This window comes from Micromonospora sp. WMMD1155 (assembly GCF_029581275.1).
In the GTDB taxonomy this organism is placed as follows: domain Bacteria; phylum Actinomycetota; class Actinomycetes; order Mycobacteriales; family Micromonosporaceae; genus Micromonospora.
This window is the reverse complement of record NZ_CP120742.1, coordinates 4,002,632-4,016,780: the sequence shown is the minus strand read 5'-3', so window position 1 is coordinate 4,016,780 and position 14,149 is coordinate 4,002,632. Positions and strand designations below refer to the sequence as shown.

The following is a 14,149-nucleotide window of genomic DNA, read 5'->3' as shown; positions in this document are numbered from 1 at the left end:
GCACGGCCGACGTGAGACCCTGCTCGGCAACGTGGACGCGGGCACCCTTTACGCCGCCGGACAGCCGGACGGCGGTACCCTCTGGGCGCGACACCCACGCCACACGCGCCCGTAGCTCAGCGGATAGAGCAGGGGACTTCTAATCCCAAGGCCGCAGGTTCGAATCCTGCCGGGCGCACCGTTATTCACCGCAGGCCAGCGGCCTCCCGCGCCGGCACCGCGTGTTCCAGTGACGTCGGAGGCACGCGGACGGCTTCCGGGAAGTATCGGAAGAGGGTGATTGCCTGGTGCCTTCCGGCGAATGCGGAGCGGATCAGCAGCGGGGCGCCGAGGCGCAGAACTCGGCGCAGTTCGTGGGCCGCGGCGGCAAGGTCGGGCACGTGGTGGATGACGGTGGAGATCCAGACGGCGTCGACGCTGTCGTCGTCAAGCGAGATGTGCGCGGCATCGCCGGGGGCCACGGGCTGGTACACCGAGCGAGCACGCATCGCCTCGGAGGAATCGACCGCAATGACATTGACGCCCTCGTACTCGTCTACTTGTACGCCGCCGGTGACCGCACACGCACGTGGCGGGGCCTGGCGACGACCGGTGAGGTCTTCGACCGCTTTACCAAGGAGCTCAGGACGCCGACCCCGGTTCAGCTCCAATCCTTTGTCGATCTGAGCATCGTCAACGAACTAGACGTCTTCGAGCACGATCGTTCGGTGCTCGATAAGCATGGGGCGTACTTCCGCGAGCTGTTCGCTGCGTGGGCTCCCGTCGCGTCCCCGCAGGTAGCCAGCGAGGCGCTGCGGGTCTTGGGGCGATAACGAAGAACGACCGGACGGCCGCTCCCACGAGACACAGGACCCTGGCACAGTCGAAGCGGATCCGCCCGTCCAACGGCAAAACTCAGCGGCGACCACGTCAAGCCCTGGGCTGTAGCTGCCAGCGCGCACATCGCGGCTCCCGTGCGCTGATAGCGTCGGCCCGTGTCGATGTTCCGCACTCCTCAGGTGATCCTCTTCAGCGAGGACGTTACGCGCACGGCAGAGTTCTACGCGGGCCTCGGCTTCGCCGAGACCTTCCGGGTGCCGACCGAGGGCGAGCCCATTCACGTCGATCTCGTGCTCGACGCCTACAAGATCGGCATCGCCTCGGTGTCCTCCACCCGCGATGACCACGGGCTCGACCCCGTACCCCACGGCCAGCGGGCCGCGGTGATCCTCTGGACCGACGACACCGCCGCCGCGTACGCCGAACTCACGGCGAACGGTGTCCCTGCCCTGGCCGCACCCCACCGGTGGCTCGATCGCCTGCTGATCGCCTGGGTGGCCGACCCGGACGGCAACCCGATCCAGATCGTCCAGCAGATCTGACACCGCCAGGTGCTCACCGAGGAAGACGCAGCGTCAGCCGAGGTCAGCTCTGTTCGACAACGAAGGTGCCCTTCGCGTGGACGGTGACGACCAGGCCTCTGTCACGTAGTTCGCGCATGGCCATCCGTACCGTGCCCCGTGCTACGCCGTAGGTCTGCTGTAGATGCAGCTCGCTCGGCAACGGCTGCCCGGGGCGCAGCTTGCCTTCCTCGATCTGCTTCGCGAGCAGGTCCGCCAACTGCCGGTAGATCGGCACACTGGACAGCGGGCTCGTCATGGCCGGAGCGTAGACACGCACATGATCTGTACGTGTTCAGGGTTGTACAGGCTCTAGACGTCTAGCTACTAGACGTCTAGAGCCTGTACGTTTGTCCTGGCCGGAGCGAAGCGGCCCCCGACCAGCGATTGCGCCGCTGGCCGGGGGCCTTGATCGCCTAGCTAGGAGGCGACCCGTGCGAACCCTACCCACCCCGCCCGTCTGCGGAGAGCCTGCGACGGTACGCATCGAGCTGTACACGGCAGACTCACTCGACGCCTGCGCGTACACCTGTCCTGCCCACACCATCCACGTGACGGCTGTGGCGACCAAGGCCGGGATGAACGCCCAGCCGGTCGGCATGGCGCCCGACGTCGAGCGGCCCTGCGGCTACGTACACGTGTTCCCGACCGGCACCCTTGCCACCGAACCCGCCGACCCGAGCCACCCTCGCTGGTGCGATCGTGGCGGCTGCGACCACAGGGGCCGGCACCGCTCGCCAAATTTGATCCTGGACACCAACCGACCGGAAAGCTCCATCGTTGAGATGGCCCTGGTGCAAGCGTTGCACTCTGCCACCGGACCGATGGTGAGCTTGACGAGCATGGAGGGTGACGCCGCAGCCGAGCTTAGGCTCTCCCTGGGGCAGGCCCGAGTGTTGAGGTACCGCCTGGTCAATCTGTTCGGCATGGCCATGACCACCAGCAACGACGAGCGCCGAACGTAACCGGGGCCTGCAATTGGAGTACGCGCCGCGCCGGGCTAACCGAAGCAAGAACCGCCCAACCGATGTCTACGGGACGGTCGACCTACGGCGTTAATAGGGCGTGACGTTCGAGGAGTACGCGTTCGCTCGCACTTCGGCGCTGGTGCGGCTCGCCCGACTGCTGACCGATGACGAGCATCGGGCCGAGGACCTGGTCCAGGAGGTCCTCGCGCGGGCGTACGCCCGCTGGGGGCGCATCTCCCGGACGGACCGGCCGGACGCGTACGTCCGGCGGATGCTCGTCAACGCCCACCACTCGTGGTGGCGGCGGCGGAGCAGTCGGGAGGTGTCGGTCGCGGCGGTGACCGACCGGGCGGGTGCCGCGGACGAGGCGGCCACGGTGGCCGAGCGCGACGCGTTGTGGCGGCTCGTCCGTGAGCTGCCGAGGAGTCAGCGCACCGTGATCGTGCTGCGCTATTACGAGGATCTCGACGACACGTCGATCGCGGAGATCCTCGCCTGTTCGACCGGCACCGTACGCACCCACGCGAAGCGTGCCCTGGCGACGCTGCGCAAGCGGCAGGAAGCACCGACCCCCGCACGGGCAGGAGAGTTCTGATGTTCAGCGATCTCGATCAGCGGCTCACCGCGACTCTCCAGCACCGCGCGGGCGGTGACGTCGACCCCACTCCGATCGTCGCGCAGGCCCGTCAACGTGGTCGCCGGCTCAGGCTGCGCCGTCGTGGGTTGATCGCCGGGGGCGTGGCGGCGGTCTGTGTGGCTGTCACCTCGGTCGTCCTGGCGTTCCCGATGGGCCGCAACGCCGACGAGCCGATCATGCCGGCGGCGGTCATGCTGCCGGAGGCGCCGGGGCAGCGCGGTGCCACCGCCCGTCCCGAGGAGGTCGGTGCCGACCCCGCAACCGTGCACTTCTCGCCCGACGCCCTGCTCGACGGTGCTGAGTACGCCACGTGGCACGCCGGTCGGGGCGTCGAGAGCGTCGAGTTCCGGGGCCCGAGAGGGCAGGCCCGTTTCGCGTTGGCGCGCAGTGTGGCGGCGCTGGACGGGCTGCAACAGACGTTGTCGTCGGCCGGACGACCGCAGCCACGCACCGAGGCGCGGGTCGGCGACCGATCGGGGGTCGCCTGGTACGACCCGTCCGGTGACCGGAAGCTGTGGTTCGTACGGTGGCAGCCCACCGACGGGCTCTGGGCCCAGGTGGACATGTACGCGACCACCCAGGACGAGGCGACCGGCACCGCCGCCCGGGTCCGGTTCGACGGCGCACACCGCTGCGTCGTGCCGTTCCGCCTGGAGTCGCTGCCGCCCGGTGGACGGCTGCTCGAATGCTCGGTCACGCTCGGCCGCTCGGGGGACAGCCGTTTCGTGGACGGCTCACTCGTGGTCGGTGACGACGCCGGTCGCTGGTTGACAGTGCGGGCGCAGCACGCGCCGGACGGCTACGAGGCCGGGCGCGGGGACCTGGTCGCGGGCCCCTACCGGGCCCGGCGGCAGGGCAGCGACGTACTGGAGATGGTGGTCAAGCCCTGTTTCGTGGAGGCGTTCCGCAAGGGTCGGGGCAGCGGCTACACCGAGGCGGAGGGCCTGGCGATCCTCGGCGGTTACCGGCCGGGCGGCGACCTCGACCGCCCGGACACCTGGTGACACCGCCATCAGGCCGAGGTTGCCGCCACGCAGAACTCGTTGCCCTCCGGGTCGGCCATCACCACGTGGTGCAGCTCGTCCTCTCGGAGCACTGTCCCACCTGCCCGCACGAGACGATCGGCCTCGGCCCTGATCCGCGCCCACCGATCGTCGGGGCTGCCGTGGCCCGGCACCCGGATGTCGATGTGGAGGCGGTTCTTCGCGGTCTTGGGCTCGGGGACGTTGAGGATGGAGAGGTACGGACCGACACCGTCCGGGTCGCACAGCCACGCGCCGTCCTCGGGTACGTCGTCCTCCGGTAGGTCGAACTGCGCCAGCCACTCCTCCCGGGTAGCGAAGGGCGGTGGTGGTGGCTCGTCGATGTAACCCAGGGCGGTCTTCCAGAACGCGGCGAGCACCCCGGCGTCGGTCGAGTCGAGGGTCAGGGAGATTCGAGCTGCCATGAACGGGACGCTAGCGCGACCCCCCGACGCTCAGACCGGCCCCAGCAGCTTCGCCAGCGCGTCGTCGCCCTGGCCGAGCTGAGCCGCACCGCTCGGTGACGTGACCAGGAACCGAAGGCACCCGTCGAGTTCCACGTACCGCTCGGGTCCGGCGGTTCCGTCCAGCGGACGCAGCACCGCGAAGCGGGACGCCGGGGTGGCGCAGTCGATCACCGCTCGACGGTTGGACAGCCCCCGGAGCACGCCCGCCTGACGCTCGGCAGGTAGCGGCCCGCCGTACACGAAATCTCCCGCCGGTTTGTCGCCGCCCTGTTGGGACGGGGGGACCTGGTAGACGCAGAGGCGCAGCGGCCCGGCGGCCGGCGGCACGGCCGGGACGGGCGGCCCCGGGCGGCCGTGCCGGGTCTCCACCCACACCATGTCCGACCATCGCTGCGCGCATCCGGCGGCCTCGGCCGCCGCGGATTCGACCTGCCCGACGGTACGGGTGTCCACCGTCTTCCACTGCAGCCCGGCCAGTGCGGCGCTCACCTCGGCGCGGGGTTTACGGCAGGAGTCAGTCGGCAGGTACGGCCGCATCCAGCGGCCCTGCTCGTCGACGAGGGCCAACCAGGGCGGGATGACCATGTCGAGGGTGCAGGCGATCTCCCCGTCGGCCCGCTGGTCGGGCAGCCGGAGCGCGGCGAGCAGCGCGGCGATGTCATCGGCGCGCCGCTCGGTGGCGGTCTGTTCCTGCCCCCCGTTGGTACGCGGCCGGATCTCCCGCCCGCAGAGCACGACGGCGACCGGTGTGAACGCCGGGTCGATGCGCCCGATCTTCGGCTCGGGCCCGACCGGCGCCGGCGTCTGTGTGGTCGGCACGCTGATCACCTCACCGGCACGGGGTGCCGCCTCGGCGCAGGAGGTCCACGCGTCGACGATCTCGGCCGGTCCGGGCTCCTCGCCGCCGCCCGGTCTTTTGGTCGTGTCAACGCAGCCCGCCAGCGCCACGCCGAGCAGCGCGACCGCCAGTGCCGTCCGGGACGAGCGCATCCGGCTCACCACCTTTCCACCCGAGGATGGGACGGCCGACGGGCACGCGAGGTTCCGCCGACGACCAACGGAACCGACGGCAACTGTCGGGCGTCTCAGCGGAATGGACCGACTGCGTACCGCGATCCTCACCGTGACGGCGCTCCTCACCACGGCGGGGTGCACCAAGGAAGACGTTCCGCCGCCGCCGCCGAGCCCGGCCGTGTCGCTGAGCCCGGACGCCCCGGCCGTGCGCCTTGTCGAGGAGGATCAGGCGGACCTGCACCTCTGGGTGAGCAACCAGTCGTTCACTGACGACCTGGTCGCTCTCACGGTCAGCATCGACGGCACCGAGGTGGTCGATCGGCGCTTCGCGGTCGAGAACCAGCACAACTGGGTGCTGTTCCCGGTGCGGGTTCCCCCGGGTCAGCATGTGGTGCGCATCGTCGCGGGCACCGGGGTCGAGAAGCAGGAGAGCTTCACGATGCCGGAGACCGGGCGTCGGTACGCGGCCATCGACTACGGCAACGCCGTGGACGAGCGTCAGCGGTACGTCAACTGGTTCATCCGGTCCACCCCGATCGGGTTCGCCTGACCGACGCGCACCCGGGCGGCGTGATGCGGGTGACCGGTGGGCATGCCGCCGATCGGGCCCGCGACGCCCGCCGTCATGATGGCCGAATGGCACATCTGGGACTTGTCGCGCTGCTGGTCACCGAGTACGACGAGGCGATCGACTTCTACGTCGGCGGCCTCGGTTTCGAGTTGGTGGAGGACACCCCCCGGCCGGACGGTTCGCGGTGGGTGGTGGTCCGGCCGACAGGTGCCCGGGAGACGGCGTTGCTGTTGGCCCGGGCGAGCACCGCCGAGCAGCAGGCCCGGATCGGCGACCAGACCGGCGGCCGGGTCGGGCTGTTCCTGTACACCGAGGACTTCGCCCGGGACCACGCCCGGATGGTGGCCGCCGGGGTGCGTTTCCTGGAGGAGCCGCGCCACGAGGCGTACGGGTCGGTAGCGGTCTTCGTCGATCTCTACGGCAACCGGTGGGACCTGCTCGAACCTCGCACAGAGTGACACATTAGCGACACTATGCACTCAAGTGGTCGGCGCTCGCAGTAAAGCATGCTATTGTCCGATGTCGATCTCCGCCCGCGCGGACCCGGATGGGTCGTTGTCGGAAGGACACCTCCCGATGCCGGCCACGGCCACTCCTGTCGTGCCGCCGCCCACGCTGGACAATCCGGCCGGCGGGGCGCTCGGCCTCATCTTCACCACGTTGCCGGCCATCCTGCGACTGACCTGCGGTCTGGTCGGCGCGGCCGTGGCCCTGTCGGTACGGACCCCACCGGTCGAGCCGGCCGTGTTGCTGCCCGGTGTGGCAGCGCTGACCGGCTGGTCGATCTGGTACGCGCACCGCGCGCTACGCCACGGCATCGGCCCGAGCCTGGTCGCCGGCGACGTCGCCGTCACCGCGCTGGCCTGCCTCCTCATCCCCGTCCTGGTGGCGCCCGGTGTGCTACCCGGCGAGGGCAGTTGGATCGCCGTGCTGGCCAGCACCACAGTGATCAACACGCAGGCCACCGCCCCGGCGCGCTGGTCCATCCCGGCCGGGCTGCTCGTGATCGGCACCTACGTGACCGGTGCGCAGGCGGCCGGCAATCCCACGGAAGCCCGGGCGCACGCGGCGACCCTGCTGGCGCAGACCCTCTGCACCGCCATGATGGCGGGGGTGATGCGCCGACGGATCGGCCGGGCGGACCGCGCCTTCGTCGAGCACCAACTGTTGGCCCGGGAGTCGGTCGTCGCGCGGGCCGCCCGCGACGCCGAACGTCAACAGAACCGCGACCTGCACGACACAGTGCTCGGCACGTTGACCATGGTGGGGCTCGGCGCGGTGCCCGGGCCCTCGGCCGCCTTCCGTGAACGCTGTGCCGCCGACCTCCGTACCCTCGTCGCACTCACCGACGTCGGCCCGGTGGCCGGCGATGGCCCGGTGCCGCTGGACGGGCGGATGCGGGCGGTGGTCGGCCGCCTGCCCGAGCTGCCGGTGCACCTGGCCCTGGAGCCGTACGCGGTCCCGGCGGGGGTTGCCGACGCGATCAGCGAGAGCACCTACGCCGCGCTGTCCAATGTGCTCCGCCATGCGCCGGGCGCGCAGGTCACGCTGCGGATGAGCCGGGACGCGGTGGGCGTCGTGGTCGAGGTCGCCGACGACGGCCCCGGCTTCGACCCGGCCACCGTCCCCTCGCACCGGTACGGGCTACGCGAGTCGATCCGCGGCCGGATGGCGGCGGTCGGCGGGCGGGCCGACGTGCATTCGGCACCTGGCGCGGGCACCCGGATCCGACTGGAGTGGCCCGGTGTCGGCTGACCTCGGCGCGCCGACGCAGACCACCGGCGAAGCGGAGGCGCCGGACCGGACAAGTGCGCCGGCACCTCGGGAGCCGGTCGTCGCCGAAGGGCTCGCCGCGCCGGCGGCCGTCGCGCACGCGTCCGACCGGGGTGCCCGGATCGCCGCCGTCGCCATCGCGCTGGTCTGGCACGTCGCGATCGGGCTGCCGGCGGTGTTGGGCGCCCGCGCGGAGTTCGCCGCGCCGGTCGTGGTGCTCGGCGCCTGGGTGCTGGTCGCGGTGGTCGGCGCGGTGGCCGGGGTACGCCTCCTGCGCGGCTCGCCGCTGCCGCCGTGGCCGTTGGCCGGGCTCTTCCTCGTCGTCGACGCGGCGGTCTTCGCCGCCGCCGGCGAGGGGCAGTTGTTCACCGCCGCCAACTGGGTGTGGGGCACGCTCGGCTGGTTCTTCGTGCTGGCCGTGTGGGGGCAGCGGGTCGTCGGCCTGATCGCGTTGCTGAGCACGCACGCGGTGATCGCGCTGGTCGCCGTGCTCGGGCACGGGGCCGACCCGGTCGACGTGGCCCGCTACGTGATGTACGTCTACGGCACGTTCTCCCTTCCGGTGGCGGTGTTCGTGGGCAGCACCGCGATCGTCGCCCTGGCCCGGGAACGGGCCGCCATGTCGGCTGCCGGCCATGCGCTGGCCGCCGAGCGCGACGCCGCGGAACGGGGCCGCCGGGACCGCCGGGACCGGCTCGCGCTGGTCAGTTCGGCCGCCGGGCGGGTCCTCGGGGAGCTGGCCTCCGGTCAGGCCGACCCGGCCGACCCGGAGGTGCAGCGCCGCAGCGTGCTCGCCGCCGCCCGGCTGCGTCGCCTGATCGCCGAGTCCGACGACGTGCCCGATCCGCTGCTGCACGAGCTGCGAGCCGCCGCCGACCTGGCCGAACGCAACGGCCTACCGATCGACCTGGTCACCATCGGGAACCCGCCGCCGCTGCCGGTGGAGATCCGACGTCGGCTGGCCGATCCGCTCACCGCCACGCTCGCCGACGCCCGCGGCTGGGCCCGGTTGACGGTGGTGTCCGGCCCGAACGAGGTGGTGGTCAGCCTGGTCACCCCGGACCGGGAGGGACCGGAGGCGACCGGTCCGCCACTCGCCCGACACGACGACGGGCAGGTGGAGCACCTCTACGAACGGGACGGGGACATCAGATGGGCGCAGACCCGGTGGCGGCGATGACCGGCGAGCGGCCGATCGGGGTGGCGATCGTCGACGACCACCCGGTGGTGGTCGAGGGTGTCCGCGCCTGGCTCGCCACCGAGCCCCGGCTGACCGTGCTGGCCACCGGCGACGACCCGGACGAGGTGCTACGGGCCGCGCCGGACGCCGACGTCGTCCTGCTCGACCTGCGACTGCACGGGCGGATGGCACTGGACAAGTTGGCCGAGTTGAGCGCCGCCGGCCGGCGGGTGGTGGTCTACTCGGAACACACCGACCCGCAGACCATGCTCGCCGCGCTGGACGCCGGCGCGGCGGCGTTCCTGGCCAAACACGAGGGGCGGGAGCACTGCGTGGCGACCGTGCTGGCCGCCGCGAGCGACCGCCCGTACGTGCCACCGGCGCTGGCCGGGGCGATGGTCGGCGACCCACGGCCGGACCGGCCGATGCTGTCCGACAAGGAACGTGAGGCGCTGCTGCTCTGGTTCCAGTCGATGTCCAAGGCGTCGGTGGCCCGCCGGATGCAGATCAGCGAGCACACGGTGAAGCAGTACGTCGACCGTGCGCGGATCAAGTACACCCGGGCGGGGCGTCCGGCCGCCACAAAGGCGGCACTGCTCGCCCGCGCGATCGAGGACGGCCTCGTCCGCCCGGAGGAGATCGGCATCTACCGGTCACAGGCGGCACACGACCGGCCGACCCCCTAACAGGCGTCATGACAGCGGCCCTGCGGTCCGCCAGGCTTCTCATCACAGCCAGCTGACCGGGAGGTCGTGACGATGCATGCCGACGCGTCCCCCTTTTTCATCGGCCCCCACCGGTTCGACGCGCCCGACGACGATGTGGGGCCGGTCCTGGATCGCCGCCACAGCCTGCGCCCGGTCCCCGGCGAGCGGGTCCTCGGCCGCCACCGCCTGCTGGTGTCGGGTTACCTGCTCGGGCCGAGCGAGGCGCGGCGCCGGTGGCAGCTACCCGAGCCGGTCGCGGTGACCATCACCGACCAGCGGATCTGCTGGGTGGGCAGCGGCTCGCACCTGTCGCTCGTCGTCGCGGGCACGACCCGGGCCCGGCCGCCCGCCCGACTCGACGGCCTGATGAGCGGCCAGATCCGCTGGCAGTGGCCGTCCCGGTTGGAGTTGCCGGTGACCGAGCAGGACGCACCGTCGCAGCTGCTGATCGTCTGCGACGCGTTGCGCACCATCCAACAGCCGGCGTTGGCCCTCGGCGGGCCGGCCGCCGAGGTCGCGGCGCTGGCTCAGCAGATCCGCCGGGCGGTGGCCATGTTCCGGCTCACCCATCCCCAACTGGTCGACCTCTCGGCGCAGGAACGCGACGTGCTCCTGCTGCGGGCCGGCCCCGCCCTCCTCGCCGGGGAAACCCGGGTCACGCTGCCCGGTTCGCTGCCGGTGGAATTCCACTCCCGCGACGACTACTACCGCTCGGGGCCGGAGCCGACCTCGTGGAGCGGGCTCGCAGGCGGCGCAGCATCCGGGCATCGCTGAAGCCGACGGTCCGCGCGGCGGCCTCCACCGTCGCGCCGTGCCCGATCAGGTGCTCGGCGCGCTCGACCCGGAGCAGTTGCTGGTAGCCGAGCGGGTGAGGCCGGTGGCCGCCCGGAACAACCGGGTCAGCGTCCGTTCCGCCAGACCCCCGGCGGCGGCCAGGTCGGCCAGTGGCAGTGTCTCGGCGTACCGGCTGTCGATCAGGTCCTGCACCCTCATGCCCGGGTGCGGAACGATCCGGCCACGGCGGCGTCAGGCGCTGGGGGTGCTGTGCTCGGCTGCCTCGTCCAGGGCGGCGGCCTCCTCCGGCGTGGGCGCTGTGCCGCCCAGGTGCGCCGGCAGCCACCAGGTGTCCTCCGGGCCGGTCGGCTTCTCCGGGTACTCCCGCTGGGCCCGGTCGACGAGAGCGCTGAGCCGGGTGGTCAGCTCGGCGGCCAGCACGTTCGGGTCGGGGAAGTCCGCCGGCTCGATCGGCTCACCGATCAGGATGGTGATCGGGGTGTGCCGGCGGGTCAGCGTGCGGGGCCGACCCTTGGTCCAGAGCCGCTGGGTGCCCCACAGCGCGACAGGCAACACCGGCACCTTCGCCGAGCGGGCCATCCGGACCGTGCCACTCTTGAGTTCCTTGACGGTGAACGACCGGCTGATCGTCGCCTCGGGGAAGACGCCGACGACCTCCCCCTGCTTCAGCGCACTCACCGCGGCGCGGAACGAGGCCGCGCCGGCCTGCCGGTCCACCGGGATGTGCCGCATGCCGCGCATCAGCGGGCCGGAGATCCGGTGCGTGAAGACCGAGTCCTTGGCCATGAACCGGACCAGCCGACCGGAAGCGTTGGCGCCCAGACCGGCGAAGATGAAATCGAGGTAGCTGACGTGGTTGCTGGCCAACACCGCCCCGCCGGTGCGGGGTACGTGGTGGGCGCCCTCGATGGTGATCTTCAGGTCGAGGAGACGGAACATCGTCTTGGCGGTGGCGATAACGGGCGGGTACACGAGCTCCGGCATCCGCAGAATCTACCCCGCCGGGCTGGGGTTCGGCCGAGTGGCGAACCGGCGGCGACACGACAGGCGTGCCGCCGCCGGTTAGTCGGTCGGTTCCTCAGTCGTCGAGTTTGTTCAGGTCCAGCCGGCCCCGGGCGAACGCATCCACCCGACCCCACCGACCCGGGATGTCCAGCACCTCGATCCGTCCCATGCCCACCGGCAGCCGTGGCTCGACCGCCAGGTGCCCCTCGTGCGGCTCCAGGCCGAGCATGGTCCGCAACAACAGCAGCGGCGTACCGGTGGACCAGGCCTGCGGGCTGCACGCCGTCGGATACTCCACCGGGAACTTCGTCAGCTCCCTCGGGTAACCGCCGAACGCCTCCGGCAACCGTCCGCCGAAGTACGTGGCCGCGTCCAGGATGCCGTTGGCGATGGTGGCGGCCTCCTCGGCGAAGCCGTACCGGCGCAGACCCCAGGCGATGAAGGAGTTGTCGAACGGCCAGATCGTGCCGTTGTGGTAGCCGATCGGGTTGTACCTGGTCTCCCCCTCGGCCAGGGTGCGTACGCCCCAACCGGAGAACAGTCGCGGCCCCACCAGGTGCTCGGCCAGCTTCTCCGCCCGCTCAGGGTCCACGATCCCGCTCCACAGCAGGTGGCCGATGTTGGAGCTGAGGATGTCGCACTGGCGGCCGTCCGGGTCCAGGGCCAGGGCGAAGTACCCGCCGTCGTCCACCCACCAGTCCCGGTTGAACCGCTGTTTCAGCTCCGCCGCCTCCCGCTCCAACTGGTCGGCGAACTCCGGGTCATCCCAGAACTCCCGGGCCAACCGGGCTCCACGCATCTTCGCGTCGTACGCGTACCCCTGCACCTCGCAGGTGGCCCGGGGAAACGGCGGCAGGGTGCCGTCGGAGTAGGAGATCGAGTCCCAGGAGTCCTTCCAGCACTGGTTCTCCAGTCCGGTGTCGGTGTTGCGCCGCTCGTACCAGATGTAGCCGTTGCCCACCAGGTCGGCGTAGTTGTCGATCCACTTCAGCGCCGCCCGGGACTCCTGCTCCAACTCCTTGACCAGCGCGACGTCACCGCTCCACCGCTCGTACTCGTCGAGCAGGACGACGAACAGCGGCGTCGCGTCCACCGAGCCGTAGTACGGCGAGTGCGGTTGCTCCTCGAAGGCCGCGGTCTCGCCGTAGCGCATCTCGTGCAGGATGCGACCCGGGTCCTCGTCCCGGAAGTCGTCGAACCGACTGCCCTGCAACGAGGCCAGGATGCGCAGCGTCGTCTTCGACAACTGCGGCGTGAACGGCAGTGTCTGCAGGCAGGTCAGAATGCTGTCCCGGCCGAACATGGTCATGAACCAGGGCAGACCGGCGGCCGGCAGGGTGGCACCACCCAGCGACAGCGGCGAGAAGCGCAGCGCGGCCAGGTCGATCAGGCTGCGCCGGTACGTGCTGGACACCCGACCGTGCTCACTGTTGACCTTCGGGGCGTCGGCGATCCACTGCTCCAGGTCGTGTTGCAGGGCGAGCCGCTCGGTGTCGCGCATGCGCAGACCCAGACGCAGGTCCCGACCACCGGGCCCGACCGCGTGCGTCTCGACGTGGATCGAGGCGTCCCACTGCTCGTTGGGCTCCAGGTGCACGGTGTACGCGAACCCCTTGTTGTCGAACCGGGGCGACATGGACGAGGAGATGACCGTTTCGCGCCGGAAGTTGCCCCGCCGGTACCCGAGCCGCAGCCGATCCGACTCGACCTCGGTGTAGATCTCGCCCTTCTTGTTCAGGATCTCGTCCTTGACCTGGAACAGGTCCGCGAAGTCCGACGCCGCGTCCATCCGCACTTCCAGGTCGACCGGCTTCTCGTCGTGGTTGAGGATGGTGACCTGCTCCCGGAAGCTGCTGCCCACCACGCGCTCCCGGATGATCGACAGCTTCGCGTCCACGTAGTGCGTGGCCATGCCCGGAACCAGGAAGAACCGCGACTCGAAGTACTGCAGGTCATCGAAGGAGAGCGAGTTGAGCCGCTCACCGTTGACGGTCAGCACCCACGTCGACAGGAACCGGGTGTCGATGGAGAAGAGCCCGGTCGGCTCGCTCGGCGTCGCCTCGATGTCGCCGGTGTCCTCGCAGACGACGAACGTGTTGCCGTCCAGGATCCGGATCGTGTTGCTCTGCCCCATCAGTGCACCTCCCCGACGAAGCGGCGACGGGGCCCCCGGGCGTCCGGGGAACCCGGGAAGATCCGCTCGACCTGCACGATCAGACGAGCGTCACCCGACACCGTCATGTCCCCCCGCAACAGCGCGGCCAGGCCGTGCTCACGCCCGGCGGCGATGTCGTCGAACAGGACCGGGTCGGCGCCGATGACCGTATCGGCCTCCCGGTCCTCCTGACTCACGTTCAACCGGCCGTGGTCGATCCTCAGCAGCCAGTGCCGGGTCTGCGCCCCCTCGTGCAGGTCGATACGCAGTGTCCCGGAGGTCTTCGCCAGCAGGGGCTCGTACCCCCGCCGGTCCAGGTCCTCGAAGAACCTCGTGGTCGCGTCCACCATCGGGTCCACTCCTCCCAGTTGCCGGGCCCGGGATCCCACCCACCGCGCTCGCCTCGCGCGGACGGCCGGCGTCGAACGTCCCCGCACGGGTCCCCGCAAGCCCCCCACCCAACCTCGCCCGAATAG

General features: G+C 71.0%; 17 protein-coding genes, 1 tRNA gene and 1 pseudogene. 11 read left to right on the top strand and 8 right to left on the bottom strand.

Annotation, left to right across the window (positions count from 1 at the left end; genetic code table 11):
• Positions 1-105 precede the first annotated feature (105 nt).
• A tRNA-Arg gene (locus tag O7617_RS18465) sits at positions 106-178 on the top strand.
• Positions 179-242: 64 nt separating this feature from the next.
• Here the strand turns inward: O7617_RS18465 and O7617_RS18460 are convergent.
• A pseudogene (locus O7617_RS18460) lies at positions 243-530 on the bottom strand (class I SAM-dependent methyltransferase); the annotation flags it as partial.
• Between the two features lie 450 nt (positions 531-980).
• Between O7617_RS18460 and O7617_RS18455 the strand changes: the two are divergent.
• Entirely contained in the window at positions 981-1,361 is a 381-nt protein-coding gene (locus O7617_RS18455) for a VOC family protein (protein WP_282264782.1), read from the top strand.
• A 43-nt stretch (positions 1,362-1,404) separates the two neighbouring features.
• On the opposite strand, the gene O7617_RS18450 is transcribed toward O7617_RS18455, so the two are convergent.
• The gene (locus O7617_RS18450; RefSeq protein ID WP_282257020.1) at positions 1,405-1,638 is read right to left on the bottom strand and encodes a GntR family transcriptional regulator; all 234 of its coding nucleotides are present in this window, start codon (positions 1,636-1,638) and stop codon (positions 1,405-1,407) included.
• A gap of 175 nt (positions 1,639-1,813) precedes the next feature.
• Between O7617_RS18450 and O7617_RS18445 the strand changes: the two genes are divergently transcribed.
• The 3 genes from O7617_RS18445 to O7617_RS18435 all read left to right on the top strand — a co-directional run bounded on the left by O7617_RS18445 (position 1,814) and on the right by O7617_RS18435 (position 3,988).
• Positions 1,814-2,344, top strand: coding sequence for a hypothetical protein (locus O7617_RS18445; RefSeq protein WP_282257019.1), 531 nt, complete (start codon positions 1,814-1,816; stop codon positions 2,342-2,344).
• Positions 2,345-2,444: 100 nt separating this feature from the next.
• The gene (locus tag O7617_RS18440) at positions 2,445-2,942 is read left to right on the top strand and encodes a SigE family RNA polymerase sigma factor (protein WP_282257018.1); all 498 of its coding nucleotides are present in this window, start codon (positions 2,445-2,447) and stop codon (positions 2,940-2,942) included.
• A complete protein-coding gene (locus O7617_RS18435; protein ID WP_282257017.1) occupies positions 2,942-3,988 on the top strand; it encodes a hypothetical protein in 1,047 nt (348 codons plus the stop codon). Before O7617_RS18440 ends, O7617_RS18435 begins: the two co-directional genes overlap by 1 nt.
• Positions 3,989-3,996: 8 nt before the next feature.
• On the opposite strand, the gene O7617_RS18430 is transcribed toward O7617_RS18435, so the two are convergent.
• Positions 3,997-4,431, bottom strand: coding sequence for a VOC family protein (locus tag O7617_RS18430; RefSeq protein WP_282257016.1), 435 nt, complete (start codon positions 4,429-4,431; stop codon positions 3,997-3,999).
• 30 nt (positions 4,432-4,461) lie between these two features.
• Positions 4,462-5,463, bottom strand: a complete 1,002-nt coding sequence (locus O7617_RS18425; RefSeq protein WP_282257015.1) for a hypothetical protein — start codon at positions 5,461-5,463, stop codon at positions 4,462-4,464.
• Between the two features lie 103 nt (positions 5,464-5,566).
• On the opposite strand from O7617_RS18425, the gene O7617_RS18420 reads away from it, so the two are divergent.
• The 6 genes from O7617_RS18420 to O7617_RS18395 all read left to right on the top strand — a co-directional run bounded on the left by O7617_RS18420 (position 5,567) and on the right by O7617_RS18395 (position 10,492).
• Entirely contained in the window at positions 5,567-6,037 is a 471-nt protein-coding gene (locus O7617_RS18420) for a hypothetical protein (RefSeq protein ID WP_282257014.1), read from the top strand.
• 86 nt (positions 6,038-6,123) lie between these two features.
• Positions 6,124-6,516: a VOC family protein gene (locus O7617_RS18415; RefSeq protein WP_282257013.1), complete on the top strand. Its 393-nt coding sequence runs from the start codon at positions 6,124-6,126 to the stop codon at positions 6,514-6,516.
• A 118-nt stretch (positions 6,517-6,634) separates the two neighbouring features.
• Positions 6,635-7,813, top strand: coding sequence for an ATP-binding protein (locus tag O7617_RS18410; RefSeq protein WP_282257012.1), 1,179 nt, complete (start codon positions 6,635-6,637; stop codon positions 7,811-7,813).
• Positions 7,803-9,011, top strand: coding sequence for a hypothetical protein (locus O7617_RS18405; RefSeq protein WP_282257011.1), 1,209 nt, complete (start codon positions 7,803-7,805; stop codon positions 9,009-9,011). Before O7617_RS18410 ends, O7617_RS18405 begins: the two co-directional genes overlap by 11 nt.
• Complete coding sequence (locus O7617_RS18400; protein ID WP_282257010.1) at positions 8,984-9,697, top strand: response regulator transcription factor; 714 nt, start codon at positions 8,984-8,986, stop codon at positions 9,695-9,697. The genes O7617_RS18405 and O7617_RS18400 overlap by 28 nt, the downstream gene beginning before the upstream one ends.
• A gap of 72 nt (positions 9,698-9,769) precedes the next feature.
• Positions 9,770-10,492, top strand: a complete 723-nt coding sequence (locus O7617_RS18395) for a hypothetical protein (protein ID WP_282257009.1) — start codon at positions 9,770-9,772, stop codon at positions 10,490-10,492.
• 45 nt (positions 10,493-10,537) lie between these two features.
• On the opposite strand, the gene O7617_RS18390 is transcribed toward O7617_RS18395, so the two are convergent.
• The 4 genes from O7617_RS18390 to O7617_RS18375 all read right to left on the bottom strand — a co-directional run bounded on the left by O7617_RS18390 (position 10,538) and on the right by O7617_RS18375 (position 14,023).
• Positions 10,538-10,711, bottom strand: a complete 174-nt coding sequence (locus O7617_RS18390; RefSeq protein ID WP_282257008.1) for a hypothetical protein — start codon at positions 10,709-10,711, stop codon at positions 10,538-10,540.
• Positions 10,712-10,744: 33 nt separating this feature from the next.
• Positions 10,745-11,497, bottom strand: a complete 753-nt coding sequence (locus O7617_RS18385) for a lysophospholipid acyltransferase family protein (protein WP_282257007.1) — start codon at positions 11,495-11,497, stop codon at positions 10,745-10,747.
• A 94-nt stretch (positions 11,498-11,591) separates the two neighbouring features.
• Complete coding sequence (locus O7617_RS18380) at positions 11,592-13,652, bottom strand: glycogen debranching N-terminal domain-containing protein (protein ID WP_282257006.1); 2,061 nt, start codon at positions 13,650-13,652, stop codon at positions 11,592-11,594.
• A complete protein-coding gene (locus O7617_RS18375; RefSeq protein WP_282257005.1) occupies positions 13,652-14,023 on the bottom strand; it encodes an SCP2 sterol-binding domain-containing protein in 372 nt (123 codons plus the stop codon). The genes O7617_RS18380 and O7617_RS18375 overlap by 1 nt, the downstream gene beginning before the upstream one ends.
• Between the last annotated feature and the right edge of the window lie 126 nt (positions 14,024-14,149).

What these genes read in the sequence shown, in the direction of transcription:
- O7617_RS18395 (WP_282257009.1), top strand. Translation starts at nt 9,770, where the DNA reads ATGCATGCCGACGCGTCCCCCTTTTTCATCGGCCCCCACCGGTTCGAC.
- O7617_RS18385 (WP_282257007.1), bottom strand. Translation starts at nt 11,497, where the DNA reads ATGCCGGAGCTCGTGTACCCGCCCGTTATCGCCACCGCCAAGACGATG.
- O7617_RS18380 (WP_282257006.1), bottom strand. Translation starts at nt 13,652, where the DNA reads ATGGGGCAGAGCAACACGATCCGGATCCTGGACGGCAACACGTTCGTC.
- O7617_RS18390 (WP_282257008.1), bottom strand. Translation starts at nt 10,711, where the DNA reads ATGAGGGTGCAGGACCTGATCGACAGCCGGTACGCCGAGACACTGCCA.
- O7617_RS18375 (WP_282257005.1), bottom strand. Translation starts at nt 14,023, where the DNA reads ATGGTGGACGCGACCACGAGGTTCTTCGAGGACCTGGACCGGCGGGGG.
- O7617_RS18425 (WP_282257015.1), bottom strand. Translation starts at nt 5,463, where the DNA reads ATGCGCTCGTCCCGGACGGCACTGGCGGTCGCGCTGCTCGGCGTGGCG.
- O7617_RS18410 (WP_282257012.1), top strand. Translation starts at nt 6,635, where the DNA reads ATGCCGGCCACGGCCACTCCTGTCGTGCCGCCGCCCACGCTGGACAAT.
- O7617_RS18400 (WP_282257010.1), top strand. Translation starts at nt 8,984, where the DNA reads ATGGGCGCAGACCCGGTGGCGGCGATGACCGGCGAGCGGCCGATCGGG.
- O7617_RS18450 (WP_282257020.1), bottom strand. Translation starts at nt 1,638, where the DNA reads ATGACGAGCCCGCTGTCCAGTGTGCCGATCTACCGGCAGTTGGCGGAC.
- O7617_RS18415 (WP_282257013.1), top strand. Translation starts at nt 6,124, where the DNA reads ATGGCACATCTGGGACTTGTCGCGCTGCTGGTCACCGAGTACGACGAG.
- O7617_RS18420 (WP_282257014.1), top strand. Translation starts at nt 5,567, where the DNA reads ATGGACCGACTGCGTACCGCGATCCTCACCGTGACGGCGCTCCTCACC.
- O7617_RS18455 (WP_282264782.1), top strand. Translation starts at nt 981, where the DNA reads ATGTTCCGCACTCCTCAGGTGATCCTCTTCAGCGAGGACGTTACGCGC.
- O7617_RS18435 (WP_282257017.1), top strand. Translation starts at nt 2,942, where the DNA reads ATGTTCAGCGATCTCGATCAGCGGCTCACCGCGACTCTCCAGCACCGC.
- O7617_RS18430 (WP_282257016.1), bottom strand. Translation starts at nt 4,431, where the DNA reads ATGGCAGCTCGAATCTCCCTGACCCTCGACTCGACCGACGCCGGGGTG.